1 protein-coding gene is annotated in these 292 nt (G+C 68.5%); it reads left to right on the forward strand.

The genetic code is table 11. From position 1 onward, the window contains the following. Nucleotides 1-292 (forward strand): TolC family protein (locus SAZ04_RS21800; RefSeq protein ID WP_332699611.1); only part of this gene is annotated, 292 nt, incomplete at both ends.

Raw genomic sequence — 292 nt, forward strand, 5'->3', positions numbered from 1 at the left:
GGAACCAAGGCGCCCAGTTGGAGGCTCTGCGTCGCCGGGACGCCGCGCAAGCCAACGCCCAGGCCGAGGAGCTGCGCCTGCGCTCTGAAGTGCTGCAGATGGCAGACCTCCTGCAGGCGCGCAAGGACGAGGTCGAAGCGCTGCGCCGCGAGGTGCTGCCTGGTGCGCAGAGTGCTTACGAGGCGGCCAAGACCGGCTTCGAGCTCGGCAAGTTCAGCTTCCTGGACGCCCTCGATGCCCAGCGCACCTGGCTTCAGGTCCGCAGCCAGTACTACACCGCGGTGGCCCAAGT

It is taken from the genome of Halalkalibacter lacteus (assembly GCF_036663595.1).
Taxonomy (GTDB): domain Bacteria; phylum Bacillota; class Bacilli; order Bacillales; family Bacillaceae_D; genus Halalkalibacter; species Halalkalibacter lacteus.